This is a genomic window from Flectobacillus major DSM 103 (assembly GCF_000427405.1).
GTDB lineage: Bacteria > Bacteroidota > Bacteroidia > Cytophagales > Spirosomataceae > Flectobacillus > Flectobacillus major.
This window is the reverse complement of record NZ_KE386491.1, coordinates 1,590,808-1,614,984: the sequence shown is the minus strand read 5'-3', so window position 1 is coordinate 1,614,984 and position 24,177 is coordinate 1,590,808. Positions and strand designations below refer to the sequence as shown.

The following is a 24,177-nucleotide window of genomic DNA, read 5'->3' as shown; positions in this document are numbered from 1 at the left end:
ATAGAAGTAATTAAGCCAGTGTTTTTTTGGTATTCTGTCTGGCATTTTTTTGGTATTCCATAGGCGTTACGCCAGTATGTTTCTTAAAAACCGTAAAAAAGGTACTTTTGGCATTAAAACCACAGTCTTTCGAAATACCTTCTATACTATAATTTTGGTATTCGTCGTCTTCTAGGCGTTTTTTCACCTCCTCGACTCTCAAAGAATTGATATAATCATTAAAATTAACACCATATTGCCCCTTAATAATATGTGAAATTTGGTAGGTTGGCAAGTTGGTTTCATGAGCCAAATCATTAAGAGAATATTTTACCTTCAAATAAGGTTTTTCGGCATTAACGTATTTATCAAACTGATTCACCACCTCGGGGTCTAGCTCAATTGGCTCGACAGAATTAATAGAATCTGCTTCATCAATCAGATATACTTCTTCGTTACTTCCCCAAACGGTATTCAATTCTCGGTAATTATACCAAACATAGAAACAAATAGTAGAAAAGAGTGAAATATAAATCACTACAATTTGAGAAAACATTACCCGCAATTCTGACACCCCAATATCTGACACCAATACACTAAAAAAAGACAGCTTCAGTATAAATAATACTGTAAGCATAATAGCCAAAAAAATACTCCATTTTATCAATGAAAAAGAAGTACTGGGCTGCTGGCGATACTTTTCTGCAATAATTTTCCAGATTTTAGTGACATAAAATAAAAAGGTAAAACCCAGCATCATATCACGAACATCGTTGCGAATAAGGCCCTCACTACCCGTAAACAGCAATTTTACATTATGCTTAATGCCTTCCATATACTGCACCTTTTGGTCGAAAGGTAAAATATAATATGGCAGTAAGTCAATAAATATTATGGCTACTGGCACAAAATGGACATAATCGATCGGTCGGACTAGGAAAGATGGTTGATTTATTTTTTTTACATAAAAGTAAGTAAAGGATGGTAAAAAAAAGTAAATCGGCATGGCATTCCTAAAAAATAAGGCCTGATAATACGCTGGAATGGGTCCAAAAAGTAAGGTATTGGCTAAACAGTTAAAAGACCAAATCAGAAATATAGCACCTAGTAGATTCTTTCCAGGGTGCTTAAATTGAACGATAATCCAAAACCCAACAATAGCCGTTAATAAAGATGTGACCAGACCAACAATAAATAAAATGTTTTCAAAGGGCGTGTTCATATTTTTAAACAAAGTTTAAAAGCAAGGTATTACAAGCATTCATGAGCTTTTGCTTGCAATGGCAAACTTAAATAATATTACTACAAATGTTCAAAATATTAACAGATGTTCAAAATAATATTATAGGTATTTACACAAATTGGGTTGTTAAAAAAGTATAAAAACAAAAAAGCTTAAAGAGTACGTGCTCTTCAAGCTTTCAATTCTACATCCTTACTTTATATTTTATCTCTAAAAAGAGTCCATATATACTCTATGACGGTATGATGAACTAATTTGTTTTGTCTTATTTTAAAAAACTATTTTCAACAAACTCTCTGCTAATGAGTAGTTATTACTTACATATTATTTGTTGAACCATTTGAGTACAACAAAACTACAGTATAATACAATACTAAGGTAAACTTGATAGTACAAAAAGGTTCAGAATTCAATATTCTGAACCTTTTTGTACTGTTTTGGACAGATAAACGCCGTTTTTTTGCCCAAATCTTTATTTTTTTGTTTACCAAAATACAGTATAAAGTGCTGCCAATACTCCACAAATTAAAATAGAAGATACCACAAATGGAGGAGTAACCCTAAACATTTCGGCATCAATAGCCAAGCCTTTAGGGTTATTTTTACTTGATTTATCGCTTAATGAAATTACAATCATCAATACTACCAAAATACCAAATACCCACAGTGTTCTATCCAAAAAAGGAATAGGGTCTATTGTTGTACTTAAAAACGTAGAGCCAATAGCTGGTAAAGATTTGAATAAAATCGACAATGGCAGTGCCAACGATGCCGCCACAATAGCCGCCTGCGAGGTGGTTCGTTTCCAGAATAACCCTAAGAAGAACAACGCAAATGCACCAGGTGTAATATAATTGGAATATTCCTGAATAAATTGATAAGCCTGTTCTAGTTTTCTGAGTTGAGGCGTAATAACCAAGGCAATCATAAACGACGCAAGCACCGCATAGCGTCCTACTTTTACGACTTTATCTTCTGAGGCTTCTTTGTTGTAGAATTTTTTGTAAATATCTAAGCTAAAAATAGTGGCAATACTATTACATTTCCCTGCCAACGACGCAACAATGGCAGCCGTAAGGGCAGCAAAGGCCAAACCTTTCATTCCTTGTGGCAATAAATTCATGAGTGTTGGATAAGCATGATCGGGCTTTACAACGCCAGCAGCATCTACCATTTCTTGTTGAAATAAGCCATTTTGGTACAATACATACGCCGCAATACCCGGAATTACCACAATAAGTGGCATAAGGAGTTTTAGACAAGCTGCAAAAAGAATCCCTCCACGAGCCGTTTTGAGGTCGGCACCAAGTGTTCGTTGAATAATATACTGGTTACAGCCCCAATAGTTGAAGTTATTAATCCACATTCCTCCTATCAGAATAGACAAACCCGGTAATTCGTAATAATGTGGGTCGCCTTTAGAAAATATCATGTGAAAATGAGAGTCTGCTTTTTCTTTTAACAAACCTAGCCCATCAATAACACCATCGCCACCAAACTTATCCGATACCATATTGAGTGCCAAATAGGTAGTAGCTAACCCGCCCAATACCAATACAACTACCTGAATAACATCGGTATAGCCAATAACCTTCATGCCTCCTAATGTAATAAAAACGGCAAAAATAGCAAGGCCAATCATACAGTAAAAAAAGGATATTCCCGAAATGGTTTCGACAGCCAAAGCTCCCAAATATAGAATAGAAGTTAGGTTCACAAAAACATACAACAACAACCAAAATACAGCCATAATGGTAGCCACTGTGTCGTTGTATCGTACCGATAAAAACTGAGGCATGGTGTATATCTTGTTTTTGAGATATACTGGTATAAAAAACACCGCTACAAGAATAAGCGTTGCGGCCGACATCCATTCGTAAGATGAAATAGCCAAACCTATAGCAAAGCCAGAACCCGACATACCAATAAAATGCTCAGCCGAGATATTGGAGGCAATCAATGATGCCCCTATAGCCCACCATGTAAGCGAGCCCTCTGCCAGGAAAAAGTCCTTTGTTTTAGATTCTGATTGCTTTTTGCGTTGAAAAACCCACCATCCGTAGCCGACTACCACAAAAAAATAGATGAAAAAGACAAGATAATCTGCGGTTTGCAGTTGATTCATAGTTATTAGGGATTATTGGGTTTAAGATAGAATTATTTTATGACAAAACTGTACTTTTATTATAGTTTAATTCCTAAAGACAAATCCCGACTATCTCTAATCAAAAATGCGAGCTTATCTTCACATTTTTACCTATAACAACAGCCCAAAGAAGCTTCTTTAACCTCAATATTTACTAGAGCAAATACATCATTATACACTATAAATCAGTATATTAAAATACAAAAAATACCTAAACAAGTAATATAAAATAGTAAATTTAGTTTCATTTTTAAGGTCAACAATTGCATGAAAATTAATTATTGACCTTAAACGCTACTTTTAATGATTACTAGCAACGATTACTTTACCATCTTTCATCACAAAAGTAATTTTCTTTTCCAAAACGGTAATATCTTGTTCTGGATTACCATTTACGGCCACAATATCGGCGTATTTACCCATCGAAATAGAACCTAGCTTGTTTTTTACCCCAATCAAATCAGCGGCATTGATAGTTGCAGCCTGAATGGCTTGAGCGGGTGTGAGGCCAAATTTGACCATATAATAAAACTGTTTGCCATTGTTACCATGTGGATATACGCCTGCATCAGTACCAAAAGCTATTTTTACACCAGCTTTGGCCGCTTTCTGAAAACTCTCTCTTTGGGTTTTACCTACTTGACGTTCTTTTTCGATGAGTTTTTCAGGATAACCCAACTTAGCAAACTCCGACAAAATATAATCATCATTATAAATATCAGCTACAAGGTAAGTTCCTTTTTGTTTCATCAGCTCGATACATTCATCATCCAAAAAGCTACCGTGTTCTATAGAGGCTACGCCTGCTTTTACCGCCATTTTGATTCCTTGAGTACCGTGTGCATGAGCCGCCACTTTTTTGTCCCACATTGCAGCCTCTGCCACCAAAGCATTCATTTCTTCTTGTGAATACTGTGGAGCACCTACCGATTCCTCTTCCGACAAAACTCCTGCTGTAGCCGTAAATTTGATTAAATCGGCACCATACTTAATATTATAGCGTACTTGTTTGCGGATTTCGTCAATACCATCGGCAATACTATTGATAGCTTTGAAAGAAAGATAGGGCGAAAAACCGCTAATATCGGCATGTCCACCAGTAGCCCCGATAATTGGCCCTGAAACATACAAACGAGGCCCTACCACATGGCCTGCATTGATAGAACGTTTTAATGCTACATCTATTAGTTCAGGAGCACCCACATCACGACAGGCAGTAAAGCCTGCTTCGAGGGTTCTTTTAGCATAGATATGGGCTTCTACAGCATAATCAATGGGCGATTTACGGAATAGGTCTTCCATGTAGTTGTCGGGCTGCGAAGTTATATGCGTATGGCAATCCATAAAACCAGGCATAACAGTAGCATTACTCAAATCAATTACTTTGGCCGAAGTGGGTATTTTTACACCCGAGCCTACTTCTGTAATAACATTGTCTTTAATCAAAATAACTTGATTTGTAATAAATACCCCTTTTTCGCTGTCAAATAGTCGTCCTGCCTTTATGGCAGTTAGGTTTTCGGTTTGCTGTGCTTGTAACCACAAAGCCGAAAACAGGAAACTTGCCACCGTAAAAAATAGTTTTCTCATTGATTTTTAGTTTTTTAGCTGTTGATACCACCAATTAAATGATTATTCAACTAATACTTTTTTAGAAATTATACGGCTGTTGGATTCAAGGTTAACCAAGTAAACACCTTTGGGAAGAGCTGGTAGTGCCAGTTTGTACAATTTACTAGTAGATACATTTCCCTCCAAAACCAACTGGCCTGTCAATGTCAAAAGTACTATTTTTCCAGAAAAGGGCTGATAAAAATGAAACATTAAATAATCACTAGCAGGATTTGGATACACCGACATATCTCCCAAGAGTTCTTCTTCGGTAGCCAACACCTGCACCGTTTTGGCAGTAACAGTTCCATAATTCGATGCCGAAATAGTACTTAATGCCTGCACACGATACAGGTATTCTTGATTAGCTTTTAGGGCTTTATCAGTAAAGGTCAATGCCTGTAGTTCTGCAACTAGCTCAAAGGCCGTTTGGGGCATATCTGCCTGTTGGCGTTCTATTCTGTACAAACTGGCTGTTTCTACAGCATTCCAATTCAGTTGTACACTTTCATACGTAATATTCTGAACCGACACTATAGGTGTCGGCAAAATCGCTGGCATACTCACCTGAATACTAGCAACACCCGACTCGGTTTTATTGCCAAAAGCTTGAATTTCATACCTATACACTTTGCCTGCTTGGGTAGTATCGGTAAACGTCAAAGACGATGCGTTGAGAAGTGTTGCTACTGTATTTCCTTCTATTCTCCGCAAAAGATACTTTGTTGCTTCTGATACCGCTGGCCAAGATAATTTCACAAGGTTATTGTACAAAATAGTAGCCGAAAGAATGGGCTGTGCCAAAAGTGCTGGCGTAACAACGGTATCGTAACTATAAGCCGATTCGGCAACACTTGAAATAGCTTTGATACAATATACTATTGAGGTATTGGCTATCACTGTGGTATCTACAAAACTTCTAATGCTACTATCAATACGGGCCTGAATCGTAAAAGCCGAAATAGGTTCATCTAGCCGCTTTTTCTCAATTTGATACTGAGTAGCAATCGCTGCTTTAGTCCATTTTAGCTGTACTTTATTATAATACATCACCTCGGCTGTCAAGGTTGGGCTTGCCAATATAGGAGCGTCCTCAATAGCTACCGACGAAAACGCACAAGCGGTATTTCCTGCACTATTTCGTAAACAGGGGCCTATAAACACAGGCACATCGCTTGTACGATAAGTATTGGGCAAATACGAGATAGTTTTGTAGTTTAACTTTGACTTATAGCTAAGTATTACCTTGTTGTTTTGGTATTGAATAGCTTCAATAGCTGGAGTATTTGCTTCATTTTCATCAAAATAGAAATAATCTTTTACACTTAGCAAAATATTGGTATGTGACGAAGCCCCTACTACAGTGGTATCAGAAACGGCAACCATTTTTTGATTGGTATCAAATTCTAATACAACTTGATTTTGAGCCTTGGACGAGAAATACGCAGCTTTTATATTGGGCGAAGTAAATGTTCCTTGAACAGAAGAATCGTAATACAAGGGTTGAAGTCGATTAAATACCTGTAAAGCTATTTGCTGATAACCCTCTCGTGAGTAATGCCCTCCATCATACCCATAAGCACCAGCAGTGGCGTGGACACTTGTATAGGGAAATAATGAGGGAATTTTTCGCTGAAAATCTCTAATAGAAGCTCCTGTAGCAGTTTGAGCAGGAAGAATATTCATTTGAAAAATCATAAAATCACGAATAGCAGGATAGTCCTCACGCCAGTAATTATATAATTTCTGAAAATCTTCAGGATAGCTAGTTTTGCTATAAATAATGTCTTGCTCGCCCTGCCACCAAAAAAAACATTTGATATGATTAAGTGCCTGAGCTTTTGTAACCCGATATAAAAGCGACCCATAAATAGTGCCAAAATTATCGTGCTGTTCGGCTACACGTTGAAGGTGTTCGCTAATAAACGTACCAGGAATAGAGGCATTGATAATACAAGTAGGAATACCGTATTTTTCGAGAATAAGTCGCTGTAAATGTAAACCCCAAGCCCCTACATACGGAAAAGACCTATCGGGATAATTCCACAGGGTGTCGGCAGTACTAAAAGTTTGGCCATCATTAGAAATACCAAAAGTGCGAAGGTACTCATTAAAATAAGTGTAAGGCACATTTCCTACATTAAAAGCCGTCCCGTTCGACTGCCCATTGATGACATAAAAGTCGCCTGCCACTACCTTTTGGCGAGTCACCATCAAAATAGAATCTTGCGTTTTACAGGCATACACCCTAAACTCGTAGTCGGCAGGCTCGGCTTTAATATAAATATCGGGAAATACAAATTTAGTAGCATGGGCATTACCATAATTCAGATTGGCACGGTAATATCCAATGGGAACATTTTTCCTAAACACCTGTACCGACATATACGACCAGCCAGCTACTTCTATCATACCCGAAATAGGAACTTTAGCCAAATTATTGGCCTCACGAGGATACAACTGCATATCACGAGGCAACTGATCAAATACAACAGAATAGAATCGTTGCGAAAAGGTAGAATGACATACAAGGAGAAAAATGGCGAAAAGGTAAATCTTTTTCATGCAATTGACGGTTTGATAAATAGAGTTCAGACAATATCTTTTCCCTAATGACCAAAAATTGCAATGATTGGTTGTCTATACAAATTTGAATATGCCTTTTTTGGTAAAAATTTAGTGGTTTAACTTTTGTAAAGACCTTTCAAGAGCCTTTGAATAGTAGAAATCAATACCTGAACTCAATGCACCAGATAATGCTCAGACTTGCCAAATTAATAAAACCTAACATACTCATTTTTGATAGGCTAATTTAACTTGAGAGTTTTTCGAGAGATAACTTTTCATTTTCTCTAGCTTTTTTCCTGTAACACCTCCATCAAATTGCACCTAAAGATCCCACCACTCATAGCCGTTGACAATCCTGCCCCTGTCAAAGCCGAAACTCCTAATTGCCCTGCTTTTGATAAACCATTCGTTCCCGAACCAATACCCGAAGAAATAACGCTACTCAAAAAAGCACTGCCGACATTGGCTTGCATCCTAAAAAAAGTAGCCCCAACAGAAACTATTGAGGCAAGCTTAACTAAGATTTCTACAATTTTAATGACTCATTTATCAACTCTTATCGTATCTAAAAACTCTTCAAATACTTGTGATTTAGTTGGTACATCTTTAGGGCGTTCTATCAACTGTAATTTACTCATATCAAATAAAGTATCTTCTTCAAAAGGGTTTTTCCGAATAAGGCGTAAAACATCTTTATCAAGTTCAAAACTATTGAAATGAGCAGTAAGTTAGAATTGGGAAAATACTAATAACTAGGATAATCTGTTGACTCAATGTATCCGACAATACCTCTTCACATATAAAAACTAAAATTCGGGAACCTCCTTAATATTCTTTTTAATAATTTTATGGATAGTCATACCAAGCGTATCACTTTTATAATATCTTAGACATACTCCCATTACCCCTACTTTTTGCGTTAATGAAGAGACCTTTATTGATGTTCCTATTTTGAAAGCAAGTTTCTCAATTTGAAGTCTGTCTACTTTTTTTATAGAAGTCCACATTTGCTCATCCAATACTTGAATAGTATGATCATAGTTTCCTAAATCTACACCAACTTCTTTAAATCCTGATTTTATACAATTACATAAAAAATAATCCTTTAAAACAGTTTCTTGTTCTATCTGGTACGTTCTTAATTGACTTTGCTTTTTTGCCCTTTACAATACATTGTAGTATTCAGGATAATAATAAATATTATAGAATATTTATTTATTTGAGTCGCCATAAGTTTATTGTTTTAGCATTTTCGAAATAACAATGATTAGAAATACAACCACCTCCTAAAAATAAAGTAGCATGGCCACTAGCACCAAAACTATCATAACTTTGAGGGAGCATCACATATAGTCCCTGATTTAAACCATTACCCATCATTGGAAATGTAGGGTCAGTGAGTGACATATCAGGATTTCCAAATACTTTTATGAGCCATCCATTCAACTTAGCTGCATTAACAATATAGTTATTCCCATCTTTCCCTTTTAAAGTAAATGACATTTTAGGAATTTTAACCCCTGATCTATTAAGTGCGTAAGAAACTCTCGTAGCACAAGCATTTCCCTCGCCACCTGTTGCTTCATAGACCTCTCCACCAACCTTTTTAAATACATCTTTTGCTGACATTTCACTACCATCAGGGTTTACAGGATAGTTTTTTTGCATATCTATCATTCGTGGTCTCGTAATATGTTGCATCAAATGATTCAATCCAACCACCACACTACTATAAGCCAAATTCTCCCAAAAATTCCCTCCGTTCATAGCCGTTGATAATCCTGCCCCTGATAAAGCTGAAACGCCTAACTGTACGGCATCACTTGCTCAGCTTGTTCCCGAACCAACGCCCGAAGAAATAACGCTACTCAAAAAGGCACTGCCGACATCGCCACCTGTAAAGGCTGATACATTGGCTTGGACTATTCCATGTGTAAAGGCTCTGGATAGTTCTTTGCTAAAATCGCCAATACCTCCATAAGCCTGACCAATGCCCGAACTCAATGCCCCCGAAACAGCCCCAACGCCCATCGATTTAGCAAAAAAACCCCAATTCCAGTTAAGGCAACACTTGCCGTATTAAAAATGATCAGAGTTTGCTTTCTGACCATTTCTTTAGAATTCTATTTTAAAAATCAGATTACCTTTTGTAACTTTTTTGTGTTTGTAAATAAATTTTATTTTCCCAGAATACATATCTGAAAAACTATCACTAATTTGTTCAATTTTGCCAGAATCTAATTTGTATGAATTATTCATATAGTTCATAAGAAATGAATCTTTATAGCTTGGAATAAGAAAATATTCAGCTTCACTGTTAAGTTCTCCACTTATTTTCTTTATACTAATAGTGTTGCCAGAATAATCTTTGTCTTTATTATACTTGTATTTCATTAGTTCTATGATTGTATCTTTACTGGCATCAATTTTTAGCTCATGTGGCTTTTGAGTACATGATATTGGTAATGAGAGGAGTGAAATATTTATTAGTTGTCTTACACTTTTTTTCATTTTATTTATTTTTATATGGTATGAGATGGCTCACTAGTCGTGAACCATTAGAGAAGGCATTACTCAAGAAGAATGTTCCCCAAGGAATGATAACTCACTCGGACAGGGGTGGTCAGTATTTGTCGGACAATCTTTAAGAAGTGGTAAAGACTTTTGAACTCAGACAGAGTATGCTCCGAGCCGATGCCCCCTATGCAACCGCAGAATCTCTTGGGAATAATGTCCCTAAGGCTTGAAAGTATGGAAGAAGTACACAAAATTTTATTTGAGTACATTGAAGATAACTTCAAAGTTAGTTCTGCATCGAAGCTCAAAAATCATCAATATCTAATTTCTACATTTATATTAATGCTTTCATTACGTTTTTTATGTTCAATTATAGCAAAATTTGTGTACCAATCCTGCCAAATTTCTTTTTTCCCACCTAAAAGATAAGACTCCAGAACAATAGGGTAAATATCAACACTACCATTAACATTTATTACCTTTAAAAAAAGTGTATCATTTTTTGCTGATTTATTCAAGTATTTACAAATTAATTGTCCCCCAAGCATATTTTCATTTTTCCCTTCTTTCCTAGAAAGAAAGAAAGTGGTATCTCGTGAAGTATTTATCGTAAATACGTTTTTCTTTTGCTCTCCTTTATTGCAACTAAGTAAAGAAATTAGTATAAATAAAAATATAAGGTTTATTAATTTCATAATATCCTATTTCATTGGTTTTTGTACTAAGTTATTATTTTCAATTATCCAAAACGACCCCTTTTTAACCATTTGATAAATAGTTTGTGCATTCGTAATACCACGAGAACCTAAACTTAATCCAATCATGTTATTTCTTTTATCCATCTGTGTGCCAACCCCTTGCCCTTGAGTCATTTCATGTGCATCAACTAATTTTCTGGCAATATCATACCCAAATGAATCAGTATGTATAGCAGCAATATAAGCATGAAGAAAAGCATTAGAGTGATTGTTGTCTGGTGGAGTATTCTCTCCAAATAGTCCATTTCGTACATCATAAGCATAATTAATATTCAATAAATATCTTGTAATCGGTACGTCCGTAAAGTCTAATAATATAGTAATTTCAGCAGGATTTAATCTACTTATTCCTAATGATAAACTTTCTAAAACATCTCTTCTAAATTTTCTCATTGCATTTTTTCTTATTTCAGCAGGTGTTGGTTTATGCGGAATATGATTCAACCCAACTACCGCCGAACTATACGCCAAATTCTCCCAAAAATTACCTCCGTTCATAGCTGTTGATAAACCTGCACCTGATAAAGCCGAAACGCCTAATTGTACGCCATCACTTGCTCCGCTTGTTCCCGAACCAACGCCCGAAGAAATAACGCTACTCAAAAATGCACTTCCGACATCGCCACCCGTAAAGGCTGATACATTGGCTTGGACTATTCCATGTGTAAAGGCTCTGGATAGTTCCTTGCTAAAGTCGCCAATACCTCCATAAGCCTGACCAATGCCCGAACTCAACGCCCCCGAAACAGCCCCAACGCCCATCGATTTAGCAAAAGAACCCCAACTCCAGTTGTTGAAACCGCCTTCACTAAAGGCAACGCTTGCTGTGTAAGTTAAGGCACTAATACCCGCACCAATTAAAGCTCCTACGGCTACCACTGGTAAGGCTCGTCCATCGGGGTCGATATGGCTTACTGGATTATTGGCACAATAAGCGTATGTACTTATGCTTTCAAATTGGTCTTCAGGGTCTGGCGTGAACCATCGTCCAAGCGTTCTATCCTCAACTCTCCACCCAAAATCAGACCAATTTTCTAAACCATCACCGCTTAAATCTTCCTTACCTTGCCAAGTGTATTTATCTTGGCTTGCTCCTGCAACCAAATATCGCAAAGGTCTAATTTCCATTCCCCAAGCATCATACGCATTGATTTGAACGATGGCAGGAGTACCCAAACTATCATAGTAACTCAAACGTAAATTGCCCAAATGGTCGGTATAGCCATATTCTAAACGGTTATTAACAAAACGTCCTTCTGCATTTTGTACTTCCGAAACGGTGAAGTTACCCAAGGCTGGGGTTGTACCTGTATAAGTATAGAGTATTTCACCATCATATAATGTATAACTTTCGACTCCGCCTATCACTCTTTTGGTTTGTCGCTTCGTACCCGTTGAGGTGTATTTGTATTCAATATAATCACCGTTCCCACGAGTAATCTTTGAAACTAAATCTAAGAAATTGTATTCAATGAGTGAAATATTGCGGTTTAAATCTTTTTTGAGTTTACCATCAGCGTAATACTCGTAATCATCGCCAGTATTTGAGCCATTTTTAAAACCTTCCGCTTGTGCATTTGAAGCATAATCGTTCACGGTTTTTAATTGGTCGCCATTGTTGAAATATTGATAATCAAGAGAGTCAATTTTTACGGTACTCGTTCCTGATTTTCCCATACGAGATAAGAACGTAATATTGCCATTTACATCATAATTGACGGTTGGAATAGAAAAATTCTCACCCGTTTGCCCTCCCGAATAAATGGAATTTTTTAAACGATTGGCTCTATCATAACTAAATGAATAACTCCGTGATTGTGCACTATTATGATTTTTCCAACTTTGGGCAGAGATGCTACCATCAAAATATTTCCCTGTTTCGTGGTAATCTAATTTATAACTAAATAGCTTTTCTTGCGAAGTGGCTAAGTTACCTGAACCCTCCAAATTCAAACCTCGTAATCCTCCTCTGATATTATAGCTATACTCTATAAGCTGTAAGGCAGCGTTACTTTGATTGGCAGGTAATGTACCCATTGATAAAATACTATTTTGCTGAAAAATGAGCGTTCCTTTATCGTATAAACTCCCTGCGGTAACAGTTTGATTTGTTGGAATAGTAACGGTATGACCTTGATTAATCACCACAGCATCATTTATAGTAGGGATAATTCCTTTGAGCCAAGTATTGGGGTCTGTCCATAAGCCTGTTTGCTTGGTACTATAATCGTTTGTGGGTTGAATACCTTTTGTTTTTAATCTACCAATGGCATCATAAGCATAATTTGCCATTTTTATACGGGCCACTTTAGTGGTTGTTCCTTCTTTGAAGGTATAGAATAATTCTTTTTTTCTACCGATATGATCCAATCCGTATTCATAAGTACGCACACGGTCGGCATCGCCATTTTTGCGATAAATCATTCGGTTTTGTAAAACATCTCCTACAAAATTATACTGTATATCGCTTTGGTTACGAGCTAATAAGTTATGATAGCCGATAGACTGAATATTGCGATTTTTGTTATCAAAATAATTGACACTTGGAAAAAGGAAATCTCCATACATTTCAATTTTTGTTAATGCTCCTGTTGCCATCCCCTTGGCATTACTAGTAGAATAAGCAGAGGCATTAAAAGGGTTTGTCTGAAAAGCATATTCGGCAATATTACCAGAATAATTGTTATTATATCGCCAATGATAATCATCGTAATACAACACCGTTTTGAGGCTGGCATCGGTAATCAAGTTACCTAATACACTATAATACGATCGATTGGTATATTGCTGAATATTGCCTATTAGGGTACTTCGTTCTTCATATTGTTTTTCACTCGACAAGGCATCAAAGCCTTGTTGTATAGCACTAGCCGTTAAAGGAGTAACGATTTGCCCTGTCTGGATGGTTCTGCCATGTCCATCATACTTAATATAATTCCAGGTGTTATCAAGGGTTTCCTGTGAGTCTTGCATTAATACTACCTGATTTAGACGGTTATAGACGAGCTTACTCCATCCTAGGCTAGGGCTGTGTTTTTCTATGATACGATTGCGACCATCATAACGGTACACATAGGCATTAGACCAAAAAATAGTATTGTTTTCATTAAAAGATGTAAGCACCGATAAGGCATTATAAGCCTTCGGGTTAAGCGTGTAGCGAAGCCTTCCAATATCATCAAAAATATGAGCCGTTGTTAAAAATACTGGACTGCTTGCTGTACCATCCACTTGGACATCTTTTTGAATGAGGTTTCCCGATTTGTCGGTGTATTCTACTACCAAACTTCCACGCTCATCAATCAAAGTTTTTTTCGTTAATTCATAGCCTGAGTACGTGCCAACGGTTACGGTGGTGTTATCATGTAGTACCGTAAATTTCTTAATTCCCGTTGCTGTTTCATATTTTATCTGCGTTGATTTATCGTTATCTCGCCAAGCCTGCCCTGTTCCAAAAGACTTGAATGTTCTACTGAGTGGCGAGGACTCATAAATACTGATTTCTGAATAAGGAGCATTGTCATTATAAAAAAGTCGAGCTTTGTTTATCACACTTTGTACATTCGATACGTAGTCGAATGGATAGCGAGACGTAAAACCATTAAAATCTAAAATACCAACATGGGTATAGCGTCCATCATTGTAATTACTTTCAATAGGCAAAATATTTTTGTTGGGTCTTCCAAATTCATCAAAAAGAGTTATATCAGAAATTATATCCTTTTGGTTGGGAGATGATTTGTATGCTACCGACTGTAGTGTTTTACCTGTTCCATCCATGTATGTTACCAAAATCACACACTGGTCAAAATCTAAATTTGTAGCATTAGACGTCGCTATCCGTGGTGTTCGAGTAATAATACGATTTTTATCATTATCTGTATTTACATAAGGGTCGTTGTCTGCTTGTCCACGATAATAATATTGATAATGTTGAATAACATTGCCGTCTTTATCTTTAATCTGTTTAATTTTACCGTTATCATAATACTCTTTTTGAATCTCTAAATCATTGGTAGCGATTTCCTTGCTTACGCCAAAAATTATAGTATTGTACTCTTGTTTTGTGCGGTTTTTGTCGTATGCTTGAATATTATTGTGTTGTTCCAAAACAAGTGTATTAGTGGCATCGTATACTGTTGAGTCTCTTGCTCCAAATCTGTTTTGAACAACAACTGGCATACCCAAAGAGTTATATTTTTCAATAGTTCTTCTTAAATCATAATGTTCATCTTTATCAAAATTTTCGCCTGTAGCAAAACGATTGTATTTGACTTCGCTAAAAGTTGTTAATGGTAAATTCTGAGCGATAAAGCTTTCTTTTCCTAAGCCTGCTTGATGATACTGGGTAGAGTCGGGATAAAAATTCTGATAAGTAGCCGAAACCACTTTGTTGTTTTTCATGGCAATGGTTTCAATCACAGTTGCCCACATTTTCTTTTGTTGTAGTTGCCAAATACCTTTTGCTTCTATATTTGTTGGGATATGGTCGTATTTTTCATAGTAGGTTTGTGTAAAGTTTGGATTTACAGTTGGGTCATTACAATCAACGATATTGCCCGAATTGTCATAACAAACTTGGTGACTGATTGAGTCCTGACCAAAAGTAAAATCAATGGCATATTTGTTGAGAGTCTGATTCAAATATCCATAACTGTCATAACTTTCGGTTTTTACTACTTGATTGTGTTTGCCTTGATATGCCAGACGATACGCATTATTCATTTCGTCTTTATAGGTATATGTGTTTGTATTGACAAGGGGATTTGTGCCATCCTGATTGTAGACTTTGGTGGTTTCAGACTTAATCCGAAATTTTGCAAGTGGCTCAGAATATGCTTCTTCAAAATTATAATTCAAACCATTGAGCCGAAAACTTTTATATCCACTAATCGCTAAGTGATCAGAATTGGCAAACGTATAATTAGTTATTTTTTCAGTAATCACCTGATTGTCTGAACTATAGGTAGACACCTTCGTGGGTACTCCATTGGCGTAGTCGTGGTTAAAGTGGTTTTTCCATGGCCTAACAGTATATGGAATAGATGAGCCATTAATTACCAAATTGGTTTCTGTAAGACTTTGATTAAACTCAAGCACCGTATATCCTAAAGAGGTATTCTGAAAAGGAGAAACTATCTTTTCAACAACTCGACTGTACCCTACTACAGGTTTTCCCAGAAGCCCCAATAGTTGTGAATAAATGCCCGAATTCCAGTGTTCATTATTATTCAAATCGGTGAAATGATATACAGGCTTTAGTGCCATAAATCCAGAAGAAGAAGTACCGTCTGTTTGAAGATAATCGTAAGTTTTGATGGTTTTGATACCCGAAATAAGGTCCTTGGTTTCTATCTTACGAATACGACTACCACCAATAGCTCCAACAAAATTACGGGCTTGATGATTATCGTATCCAAACGTGATGATAGAACCAGTATTGCTAATAACACTATCAATGGTATAGGTTTGAGCATAATTATATATCGTACTTGTTTCTCGATTAGCAACCACACTGCCATCGCTCGGAGAACAAGGGCGAGTGTAATCCTTTCCTATCAAATTACTATTAGATTCATAATTAAGAAAACCCCAATGGTCAATTCTTCTGGTCAAACGACTTGGAATCAAATAATTGTTTGCTCCATAAGTAAAACGATAGTTGTTTCCATCAGGAAAATTGATTTTTTGGAGAAATAACCTTCTTTGATGAGTATAGCCAACCTCTGAAAAAGTATAATTATACAAAGCTGGGTCTAAATCGTAATAGTTGCTATTAAGATTTTGGTATTCAAAACTCCACTCTAGGATTTTGCCAGAAGTATTATTTCTATCTTGTACCGAAAGCTTGGCAAATAGTTTAGCGTCTGGATTGGGTATTGATGGATTGGTGCTAGTACCAAGGGGAAGCCGCCCCCAAGTATCTACATCAATTCTAGAAGAAGCATTACTACTAAAGCCACAAATAAACTCATCTTCGCCTGAATCTCCATTATTATAGTTGGGATTTAAACGACATTCCCAAAGGGCATCATTCACTGTTACTTTAATTGTTTGGCTACTGATTCCGACCAAAGCAGATCCTTGTACATAAACTTTATTTATAGCGTTTGAGATAGCGCCAAAGCTACAGTTATTAGTTTGTCTTTCTTGTTCTGCTAATTTAAAATAAGCATATTTTGATGGTGCATAGGTAAAGTCGATATGATTCCCGAAAGGAGAACTTATTTTCGTAACATTCCAAGCTGATGTAATTTTATTGTTTTTAGCATAGCGGTATAGCTCGTTCCCTCCTTCATAAACTCCTTGGCTAATGGCTATTTTGGCTTCTATTTCAAAAGAAGATTCAGTCGTTTCGGATGTACCAGCAAACGTATACATAATACCATCGGGCATTGTTATTTGCCAATCTGTAAATTGCCCAATGTTATAATTAATCGAAGTTTCGCCATAGGGCTTAAAATGTCGATAGTTAACACGAACATCAATATCTGCATCAGGAAAGAAAATAGCTTTTCGGTAGGTTTGACCTGTGTTGGGGTCTATACTAACAACAGATTCAAAGGTAAACTTATAAGTACCTCCGTTTATATTGAGCAAATACAAATCTGATTCAGAATCATTATTTACATCATTATTAGCCTTAATACCATGTTGGTAAAATCCTTTTCGTGTATCGCTACGATTACTACCAAAAGTAGCGTATTCCAATTTCCCTTCATCGGGGATACCCCTTACAACGCGAAAAATGCTTGAGCCAGCCGATAAAACCCAATTCATACCAGTCCAGGCGGCAACTTCGTGAGCTTTAACTCCTGAGGCATTATAAGTAATTGCTATTGGCACACTGATATTACCCTCAGTTAAAGTATATAAATGAATAGGAACTTGTGCAGTACCAGTAAAAGCATTTACTGGTATGTCCAAGAATCGATTTTGAAATGCCATCTCTGGAGAAGCCGTTGGAACAGAACCTGAGGCTTGTCCAGCCAAAGAAGTGCTTACCTCTCCCTCTTGGGGTTTTTCGGGGTCTTTATCCCCTGTTCCTACTGGTGTACCGTTCTCTTGTACACTATTTGTAATAGGTACTGTAGTTTTTGCTTTTTCAGGTGTGGATGCCTGCGTTTTAGTTTCTTGCGAAAAAAGGGTAAAACGAATACTGACTAAGCAAACAAATAGGATTGTAGTGTAAAGTTTTATCATGTAGGCTGTATCTATAGCTTTTAAAACAGGAGTTGAATCAATATATATTACACACATCTTCATGTTATTAGTATTTTTTGGTGTAGTGGCACCCCTTGCGGTTGCCATGTTAAATACGGCAACTACAAGAGTTACCAATACTCTAATTTTTATTTTAATGACAAAGCTGGACCTTAGTACAGTACTATTTCTAAATGTTACTTATAATACATTGCGTCAGTACAACTAAAGAACAATATAAACTTTACTTTTGGGATAGGTTTTCTACACAACTACCTTACACAAAACATTATTAATCAGATATATACAAAAACCCAAACATTATTATTAAGTAAAAACACAATAAACCTCTCCTCTTTGGTATCACTCAGTTGCTATTTTTTTACTTTTTAAAACGATTCTGCTATAAAAAAATAGAGATTTTGCTGTCCATTGCCAAAGCCATAATCTACCCTAACATTTACGTTTTCTTTTCGATTGATTTTGAACCTTAGCCCTCCCCCATAGCTAGGTTTCCATTCAAGGCTATTCATGTCTGACAAGGTATTGTTTACTCCTCCTAACCCAATAAAACCTACTAATCCCCATCGTTTCAACACCTGATATCGGTATTCGGCTTGGGTGGCAAATAAGTTATTATCCCGAAAACTTCCTTGATAGTACCCCCGCATAATCATGTCGCCACCAAGCTGTGATAGCTCATTAAATGGGATATTGCCCGTCATAAGCTGAACAAAGCTTTGTAAGCCTATTACATCGTCTCGGTGGGTGATGGGTTTCCAATACATTCGCAAATCAAGCATGGTACGGTTAAAGGTATGAGTACTACCCCAATACGACCGATGTCCTGTCCATTCTACCTGAGCATAAAATCCTGCGGAAGGTGTCAGCACATTATCACGATTGTCGAAAAGTAGAGCCAACTTTGGCCCAGAGGCAATAGAACCCTGATAACCAGACACTTTTGATTGTTCTAATACACCATTCTCGCCTGTTACATGAAATGTTTTGAAATACCGCCAACCTATTCCAGCAAAAAGGCCATTGGCGATTTTCCGTAAGGTAAGGTTATCAAAGCGAATGTGGTCGAAGGATACCAACTCTTTATTTTCTAGTTTGGCATTTTTCCCAACGCCATAATAGTTGATAGGAAAGCGATTAAAACCATAATAGCCCAAAATATAGTATTTTTCGTTGTTGGTAAATACTTGGTAATTGTGTTCAAACATCAACTGATGATTTAAAGAATATTGTACAAAAACCGATGTATTCGAGATTCTCGTGAGTGAATCACCTTCACCTCCTGCATTAAAAAATCGTTTTATGCCTCCTCCAATTACCCAATTGGTTTCGGGCATATAAAAAACAAAAGGCGAAATCAAGTACTTATTGCCCGTAAAAACCTTTACTAGTTTCTGGATTTTGGGCGTATGTACGGTAGAATCCTGTGCCAAGCAAGCTGACACAGCCAAGAAAAATGCTAAAATTGTTTTCAAGTGGGAAAGAGTTTTTTATACTTACAAGGTACAAAAAAAGGAGCGAAATGAGATAATTCTTCCCTTTTCGCTCCTTTTTGATTTGACAAAAATGCTGTCCGACTACCAAAATTTCAGCCCTGTAAGGCGATTGATTTCGAGTTTGGCCAATGTCATCATATATTGATATTGCAATTGTGTTAATTGTGCTTCCCTTAAAGCTGTCTGAGCTGCTTCGATTTCTACATTAGTAATTACACCATTTTTATAGCGACTTTCGGCTAATTTTAAGGCATACTGAGCCTGAAATACATTTTTTTCAGAAAGGTCTAATTTACTTTTGGCTGTTAAATAATCATTTTGTGCAGCATCCATATCTCTTTTCAAAGCCTGATTGGTTGCATCTACACTGTATTTCAACATTTCTTTATTGAGTTTGGCTACTTCTGTACTATATGCACCTCTGTTGCCACTATACACAGGTACTACCAATTTCAATCCTAAAACGGTATTAAACTTGAAGTCTTCATTGACTGGCGGTATTTCGCCGTTGATTCTTGGCAAATAACCATTTTTAATACCAAACTGGCCTATAGCCGACAACGTTGGAGCGGTACTCAACTGAGCAATTTTTACTTCACGCTCGGCAATCAAATCTTTTTCCTTCAACGTTTTGAGGTCAATATTGGCGGTTTGAGCTTGGTCGTATGCGGCATCGGCTGTTAGGTCGGCCATACCTGTTACAAAATCGGCATTTGCAGGGATTGCACCGTGAGCATCTTTTCCAATCAACGACCCCAAATAAATGATTTGTTTTTCGAGCTGGCTTTGCAAATCTGTCAAACGAGTTTCAGCATTTTTGTATCTTACCTGAATCGACACCCGATCGTAGTCCAAGGCATCGCCTTGTTTTAGGCGGTCGGCTATTACTTTTTCGTTATCAGCTACTAATTTTAGTTGTTCTTTCTGAACCTCAATAGCTTTTTGCAAATACACGATTCCATAATACAAATTGGCAACCTGATAAGCATAGTTGGTTTTTAGCCCTTCTACATTATTTTTAGAAAGATTCGTTTCCAATTTTGATTTTTCTATTACCAAAGCCTGCTTTCCCCAGTCGGCAATCGTATAATTACCTCCAATATTGGCATTGTAGTTCATATTGGGCTGAAAACGCAACTCGGTAGTACTTGAACCAAAAGCAAAGCTTGCTTTTGCTACGGGGTCGATTCGGGTAACACTTACTTCCGTTTGGATTTGCGGTTTTAGTGCTGATTCCTGAATCTTTGTTTTATAATCCCCAATATTCACTAATTGCTGTTGCTCTTTGATACGAGGCGAATAATCAATGGCGGCTTTTACCAACTGATTCAGGGCATCGTTGTTTTTTTCCTGTGCATACGTAGCACTAGCCAAAAGCATCAGGAAAAGTATCGATATTTTATTCATTTTCATGAGTATTAAAATCAAATGTTTGAAAAGAAATTTAGTTGGAAGGTAGCATTAATGGCTTTCAGCAGCTGCTTTTGCAGCCTCTGCAATTTCTTCTTTGGTTGGCTTTTTAGTTTTCAATAGAAAAATCAACGGTAAAATCAACATAAAGAAGATAGAAATAACTCGGTAGGTATCTAAATAGGCCAAATAATACGCTTGTTTAGATACAATTAACTCTAGTTGTTTGTAAGCCATTTGGGTCGAGGTAAATAGATCACCCGTTTTTGCTACCATTGAATTGACAATACCATTGAGACGTTCGTTGAACAATGGGTTGTCGGGGGTCATATTGGCCATTAAATCAGAGCGATGTTGAGCCGCACGACTGGTTACATAATTGTTGGCCAAGGCAATCCCAAATGCACCTCCTAGCTGTCTGATCATGTTGGTAAGGGCAATTCCCGCAGGAAACTCTTTAGGTTTTAGGCCTGCCACAGCTTGGTTAATCAATGGCATTTGTAGCATGGCTACGCCAAAAACCCTAGCAAGTTGCATTGGGAAGAAATCCCATTTGCCCATGTCGGTAGTAGCTGTACCACTGTAAAAACCAAAGAATATAAAGATGAGCATTCCTATTATCATATAAGGCAATGGCGAGTCGCCAGCGGCCATTCGTTTACCAATGATAGGAAACAGCACTACCCCAAACAGCGTAGGAGCAATTAGCGAAAGACCCGTTTCGAGTGGTGTAAAGCCATTGATTCGTTGTACCATTACAGGATACACAAATACAGAGGTAAACAAACCCAAACCTGCCACAAAAGTAAAGATTGTAGAAACCCCAAAAACCCGATATTTGAAAATATGAAGATTTACAACTGGGCTTTCGGTGGTGAGTTCTCGCCAAACAAATCCTACCAACCCTACCACTGCCATCAACGAAATAATTACAATAGAGCGAGCTTCAAACCAGTCTTCCGATTCACCTTTTTCTAAGACGTATTGTAATGAACCCACCCCCATTGTAAGGAGACCAATACCCAAATAATCTATTTTGATTAAGTGCTTTTTCTGACCTTCGCCTTCTTTTCTGTCGATAAACAAAATGGTTAGAATAGTAGCAGCAATACAAATAGGAATATTAACAAAGAAAATATCTTGCCATGTAAAATGCTCGACAATATACCCTCCTAAAGCAGGCCCTAAGGTAGGCCCCATAATAATACCCATCCCAAAGATACCCGAGGCAATTGGTCGGTCTTCGGGTTCAAAGGCATCAAACAAGATAGCCTGCGATGTTGATAGCAAAGCTCCTCCACCTACACCTTGGATAAAACGCCAAAATACTAATTCCCACAAGCCATGCGATGCCCCACAAAAATACGATGACACCCCAAACAAAATAATAGACCCCAAATAATAGGTTTTCCGACCAAAATACTCTCCCAAGAAGCCCGTCATGGGAATAATAATCACATTGGCAATAGCATAGGATGTTACTACCCACGCTACGTCTTCAATAGTTGCACCTAAAGACCCTGCCATTTGATTGAGTGCTACGTTAACGATTGTGGTATCGAGCAACTCCATGACAGCCGCCGAAATCGTCGTAACTACTATTAAAACTTTTGCTATACCTTTTGCAGCAGCCATATCTTAAAAATGTTTTAGGTTCTGTGTTCTTGGCAACTCCATTCGAGCCAACACCCCTCTATACAAATCCATATATAAGTCTTAATCAGTGCTTTATCATCAAGACTTTTGTATCGGTGGGTATCTATTCTAATGCAATAGCCTATTATGTAAAACTATTTTTTATAACCCTAAATCAAAGTGCTAATTGCATTATATCATTCATTTACAGGTGTTTTTCTAACCATTTTGGTACTGTAAATGCTGGAGTTATACCAAGAACATGAACTATTTTATAGGTACAGAAACCTCTAATGAAAGCCCTGCACGCAAAATATCTTTATTTTTCTGAATATCTTCAATCTCGATTTTTACTGGTACACGCTGTGTCACTTTCACAAAGTTGCCCGAAGCATTGTCTGGAGGAAGCAACGAAGTTTTTGCCCCTGTCGATTCTGAAATAGCCACAATTTTACCTTTCAATACTCTGTCGGGATAGGCATCAATTTTTAACTCAGCTTCATCGCCAACTTTCAATCTGGCAATTTGTTTTTCTTTAAAATTAGCTACTACCCAAAACAATGAATCCTGAACGATGGTCATCAACGGCTGACCTGCCTGAATAAATTGTCCAGCTTCTATGTTTTTCTTGCCAATACGGCCGTCGGATGGAGCGTACACTTTGGTATAAGTAAGTTTTAAGGCCTGCTGTGCTATTTTCACTTTCTTTACCGACAACGTGGCTTCGGCTTTGTGTAAAGCGGCTTGTAAAATTGGTAAACGAGATTTGGCTGAGGCAATTTCCTGCAAACCAGCGTCGTACTGAGCTACCAATACATCATAATTTGAGCGACTATCTTCGGCTTGCTTGCGAGTAATAGCATTGTCGGCTACCAAAGCGTTATCACGGTCGGCATCTTTTCTACTTTTGTCCCTACGCAAGGCTACAGCTTTCAAATTTGCTTCCGATGCTTTGATGGTCATCGACAAATTTTGGATATTCGCTTTTGCATTTTCTACATCGGTTTCGGCTTGTAACAAATCGGCTTTTAGTTCGTCCAAGGCCAAAGTTCCTTCTTCTGCATCAATCTCGACCAATAATTGGTTTTTCTTTACCAAATCATAATCTTTTACTGTTACAGCTTTTACATAACCAGCCGTACGTGGCAATACTGGAACAAAATATGTTTCTATCTGAGCATTGTCGGTATCTTCGTGTGTCTGCGAATAATGATATTCTTTGTAACCCAAATATCCTCCTACTACTAAAACTGTTAATAAGATAATTTTGGGTAATTGCTTTTTGATTGGATTTTGATTTTCCATTTCGGTTATCGTTTTAAAAAAGTTTAGTTTGGATAAATAGACTCTACTAGCCAAATCCAAGACAGTTACTATTTGTGGAACATGAACTCTCGTAGTGCCAAAGTTTTTGTACTTTTTGATGAATAATACTTTATCAAGTATTGCTTTGACGACACAAAGGTAAACTAAGTTTACTAAATTAGTCAAGTAAGTTGACAAATATTTTTTTATGTATTACCTTTGTACAGATAATTCAACAAATGAGTCAATTTTATTGCAGTAAAAAGGCAAAATCAACATATAGAA

14 protein-coding genes are annotated in these 24,177 nt (G+C 37.1%); all 14 read right to left on the bottom strand.

Annotated elements, in window-relative coordinates:
• Nucleotides 1–10 precede the first annotated feature (10 nt).
• The gene (locus tag FLEMA_RS0108470) at nucleotides 11–814 is read right to left on the bottom strand and encodes a helix-turn-helix domain-containing protein (protein ID WP_159102670.1); all 804 of its coding nucleotides are present in this window, start codon (nucleotides 812–814) and stop codon (nucleotides 11–13) included.
• Between the two features lie 892 nt (nucleotides 815–1,706).
• Nucleotides 1,707–3,347 carry a sodium/sugar symporter gene (locus FLEMA_RS0108465; protein WP_026995094.1) on the bottom strand — a complete coding sequence of 547 codons (1,641 nt, stop codon included), beginning with the start codon at nucleotides 3,345–3,347 and terminating at the stop codon, nucleotides 1,707–1,709.
• A gap of 321 nt (nucleotides 3,348–3,668) precedes the next feature.
• Nucleotides 3,669–4,958, bottom strand: coding sequence for a Xaa-Pro dipeptidase (locus FLEMA_RS0108460; protein ID WP_026995093.1), 1,290 nt, complete (start codon nucleotides 4,956–4,958; stop codon nucleotides 3,669–3,671).
• A gap of 42 nt (nucleotides 4,959–5,000) precedes the next feature.
• On the bottom strand, nucleotides 5,001–7,544 hold the full coding sequence (locus FLEMA_RS0108455; RefSeq protein ID WP_026995092.1) for a T9SS type A sorting domain-containing protein: 2,544 nt from the start codon (nucleotides 7,542–7,544) through the stop codon (nucleotides 5,001–5,003).
• Nucleotides 7,545–7,831: 287 nt separating this feature from the next.
• Nucleotides 7,832–8,020, bottom strand: coding sequence for a hypothetical protein (locus tag FLEMA_RS0108450; protein ID WP_026995091.1), 189 nt, complete (start codon nucleotides 8,018–8,020; stop codon nucleotides 7,832–7,834).
• A gap of 742 nt (nucleotides 8,021–8,762) precedes the next feature.
• A complete protein-coding gene (locus FLEMA_RS76035) occupies nucleotides 8,763–9,314 on the bottom strand; it encodes a type VI secretion system amidase effector protein Tae4 (protein ID WP_052354031.1) in 552 nt (183 codons plus the stop codon).
• Nucleotides 9,315–9,374: 60 nt separating this feature from the next.
• The gene (locus FLEMA_RS0108435) at nucleotides 9,375–9,578 is read right to left on the bottom strand and encodes a hypothetical protein (RefSeq protein ID WP_026995089.1); all 204 of its coding nucleotides are present in this window, start codon (nucleotides 9,576–9,578) and stop codon (nucleotides 9,375–9,377) included.
• An 84-nt stretch (nucleotides 9,579–9,662) separates the two neighbouring features.
• Entirely contained in the window at nucleotides 9,663–10,058 is a 396-nt protein-coding gene (locus FLEMA_RS0108430; protein WP_026995088.1) for a hypothetical protein, read from the bottom strand.
• Nucleotides 10,059–10,378: 320 nt separating this feature from the next.
• Nucleotides 10,379–10,759, bottom strand: a complete 381-nt coding sequence (locus FLEMA_RS0108425; protein WP_026995087.1) for a hypothetical protein — start codon at nucleotides 10,757–10,759, stop codon at nucleotides 10,379–10,381.
• Nucleotides 10,760–10,765: 6 nt separating this feature from the next.
• Nucleotides 10,766–18,025 carry an RHS repeat domain-containing protein gene (locus FLEMA_RS0108420; protein ID WP_159102669.1) on the bottom strand — a complete coding sequence of 2,420 codons (7,260 nt, stop codon included), beginning with the start codon at nucleotides 18,023–18,025 and terminating at the stop codon, nucleotides 10,766–10,768.
• A gap of 389 nt (nucleotides 18,026–18,414) precedes the next feature.
• Nucleotides 18,415–19,521, bottom strand: coding sequence for a BamA/TamA family outer membrane protein (locus FLEMA_RS67980; RefSeq protein WP_052354030.1), 1,107 nt, complete (start codon nucleotides 19,519–19,521; stop codon nucleotides 18,415–18,417).
• A 102-nt stretch (nucleotides 19,522–19,623) separates the two neighbouring features.
• Entirely contained in the window at nucleotides 19,624–20,949 is a 1,326-nt protein-coding gene (locus tag FLEMA_RS0108405; RefSeq protein ID WP_159102668.1) for a TolC family protein, read from the bottom strand.
• A 54-nt stretch (nucleotides 20,950–21,003) separates the two neighbouring features.
• Nucleotides 21,004–22,587, bottom strand: a complete 1,584-nt coding sequence (locus FLEMA_RS0108400) for a DHA2 family efflux MFS transporter permease subunit (protein ID WP_026995084.1) — start codon at nucleotides 22,585–22,587, stop codon at nucleotides 21,004–21,006.
• Nucleotides 22,588–22,854: 267 nt separating this feature from the next.
• Nucleotides 22,855–23,892: an HlyD family secretion protein gene (locus FLEMA_RS0108395; RefSeq protein WP_026995083.1), complete on the bottom strand. Its 1,038-nt coding sequence runs from the start codon at nucleotides 23,890–23,892 to the stop codon at nucleotides 22,855–22,857.
• Nucleotides 23,893–24,177 lie beyond the last annotated feature (285 nt).

Bases quoted from the DNA above. Each gene is read 5' to 3' on its own strand.
- FLEMA_RS0108425 (WP_026995087.1), bottom strand. From the start codon at position 10,759: ATGAAATTAATAAACCTTATATTTTTATTTATACTAATTTCTTTACTT.
- FLEMA_RS0108460 (WP_026995093.1), bottom strand. From the start codon at position 4,958: ATGAGAAAACTATTTTTTACGGTGGCAAGTTTCCTGTTTTCGGCTTTG.
- FLEMA_RS0108400 (WP_026995084.1), bottom strand. From the start codon at position 22,587: ATGGCTGCTGCAAAAGGTATAGCAAAAGTTTTAATAGTAGTTACGACG.
- FLEMA_RS0108455 (WP_026995092.1), bottom strand. From the start codon at position 7,544: ATGAAAAAGATTTACCTTTTCGCCATTTTTCTCCTTGTATGTCATTCT.
- FLEMA_RS0108435 (WP_026995089.1), bottom strand. From the start codon at position 9,578: ATGGGCGTTGGGGCTGTTTCGGGGGCATTGAGTTCGGGCATTGGTCAG.
- FLEMA_RS0108420 (WP_159102669.1), bottom strand. From the start codon at position 18,025: ATGATAAAACTTTACACTACAATCCTATTTGTTTGCTTAGTCAGTATT.
- FLEMA_RS0108430 (WP_026995088.1), bottom strand. From the start codon at position 10,058: ATGAAAAAAAGTGTAAGACAACTAATAAATATTTCACTCCTCTCATTA.
- FLEMA_RS0108395 (WP_026995083.1), bottom strand. From the start codon at position 23,892: ATGGAAAATCAAAATCCAATCAAAAAGCAATTACCCAAAATTATCTTA.
- FLEMA_RS0108450 (WP_026995091.1), bottom strand. From the start codon at position 8,020: ATGCAAGCCAATGTCGGCAGTGCTTTTTTGAGTAGCGTTATTTCTTCG.
- FLEMA_RS76035 (WP_052354031.1), bottom strand. From the start codon at position 9,314: ATGAACGGAGGGAATTTTTGGGAGAATTTGGCTTATAGTAGTGTGGTG.
- FLEMA_RS0108405 (WP_159102668.1), bottom strand. From the start codon at position 20,949: ATGAATAAAATATCGATACTTTTCCTGATGCTTTTGGCTAGTGCTACG.
- FLEMA_RS0108470 (WP_159102670.1), bottom strand. From the start codon at position 814: ATGGAAGGCATTAAGCATAATGTAAAATTGCTGTTTACGGGTAGTGAG.
- FLEMA_RS0108465 (WP_026995094.1), bottom strand. From the start codon at position 3,347: ATGAATCAACTGCAAACCGCAGATTATCTTGTCTTTTTCATCTATTTT.